This window comes from Bacillus cereus group sp. N6, from assembly GCF_016483705.1.
Classification (GTDB): Bacteria; Bacillota; Bacilli; order Bacillales; family Bacillaceae_G; genus Bacillus_A; species Bacillus_A wiedmannii.
In genome coordinates this window covers 1-1632 of the sequence record NZ_JAEHBI010000156.1, presented here as the reverse complement: position 1 = coordinate 1632, position 1632 = coordinate 1, and the positions used below count along the sequence as shown (strand labels likewise).

The window sequence follows — 1632 nt, the reverse complement described above, 5'->3', positions numbered from 1 at the left end:
TCAGAATAATAGTATCAGTATGTCCAAGTTTGAGAGATTATTTGCAAGTGGCCTGAAGTTTTTGCACCAGAACCATTTTTTCTTTTAGTATATCAAATTTGGAAGTTAGCTGAACGTATGTATGCTCTTCCCGATTCACACGTATCATACCAAAATATCTTAAACAAACGTTTGATTGATAACAGTTTTTATTTCTGAAAATTCATACATCCAATGCTCCTATATAAATATATTAGGTATAATAGAGGAAAGAGAAAATATATGGAGGATAAACTAAAATGAATGATTTTCATATATATGAAGAACAAGCGGATGTACTTAGACATATTGCACACCCTGTCCGACTTCAATTACTTCAGGAACTGATACGAAGAGGTGGTTGTAATGTGACCGAACTATGTCATATATTAAAAATCCCCCAATCTACTACTTCTCAACACCTTGCAAAATTGAAAAGAGCTCGTATTGTGAGAAGTATTAACCAAGGGACATTGAAAACATATCAGGTATGTCATGAACAGATACATCCAATTATTAATATCTTAATGAAAGTGAAATAAACAAAGAGTAATTTGGGTATTTTAGATGTTATTGCCCAGTATGGTTGTATTTTTGAAATGAATAATTCTACATTTTTAGCTATGTCAAAAAGTACACTTTTGACATTTTGATTTGAAAAATCAGTCTTTTGATGGGTTTAGTGTTTAGAAAGGATGCTTAATGATGAATAAAACTATAGAGAAAGACGAACATTTTTATTTAGCTACCTCTAGGACGCATCCAACCAACATCTATCGATACCGTATTCGCTCTCCTTTAATCAACGCATGTATCGAAGGAGGAGAAATTAATGGTACTGAGTTGTATGGATACACATCACATACTCTTTTTTTTTATTTTACAAGGTATTATCTAACATCCCTTATTAAATTTGCACTTAATATTCATAGGCGGTTAGGATATGAAGAAACCTTTTATATGCCAACTGATTTTAATCATGTTAAAACAACTCGTGTGTTTGAAGAAACATTAGCTTTATCACATTCTATTTCAGATGAAGTGTTTTTTGGGGCTGTTACCGAGATGAGAAAGATATATGAGCATACGCAATATATGTTAAAAAAATGTAATTGTATTGAAAAAGATGGATTTGTGAAAGTATATCGCTCTCTAAATGTAATTGAGTTAGTTCAAGTTTTGCGTCAGTTTGAAGCATGTGATTTAGATAATACTAACCAACGATTTAATTTTGAAACTAATATTTTACTTTCCGGCGAACATTTTAACGAAAAATTAGATATAACTTATACAGATAGTAGACACCCAATAAAGGTGTGCTTTAAAATTCCCGCTAAAAATATACTCATGCACCCAGACTTTATTTTAACGAAACATGGAAAAGATAAATACAATGCGAATAGCCTACAATATGAAAATGAAATCTTATTTCTTAACAGAGATCCAAAAGGAATTTTAAGTTTTACAACAAAAGATATATATCGAATAGATGAAGATATATGTAAACAATACATAAATAAACTAAATGAAAATAAAAATGGTAACTACTCAGCTTCCTCACGGAAGCTTTTTTAATTTTACTAGTTTCATATGCCTCTCATTTGTAAATACTGA

At 30.5% G+C, this 1632-nt stretch carries 2 protein-coding genes; both read left to right on the top strand.

The genetic code is table 11. From position 1 onward, the window contains the following. Positions 1–278 precede the first annotated feature (278 nt). Positions 279–560, top strand: a complete 282-nt coding sequence (locus JDS99_RS30575) for an ArsR/SmtB family transcription factor (RefSeq protein WP_199696465.1) — start codon at positions 279–281, stop codon at positions 558–560. Between the two features lie 163 nt (positions 561–723). After that, entirely contained in the window at positions 724–1593 is an 870-nt protein-coding gene (locus JDS99_RS30570; protein WP_199696464.1) for a hypothetical protein, read from the top strand. The last annotated feature ends 39 nt before the right edge of the window (positions 1594–1632 follow it).

Bases quoted from the DNA above. Each gene is read 5' to 3' on its own strand.
- JDS99_RS30575 (WP_199696465.1), top strand. From the start codon at position 279: ATGAATGATTTTCATATATATGAAGAACAAGCGGATGTACTTAGACAT.
- JDS99_RS30570 (WP_199696464.1), top strand. From the start codon at position 724: ATGAATAAAACTATAGAGAAAGACGAACATTTTTATTTAGCTACCTCT.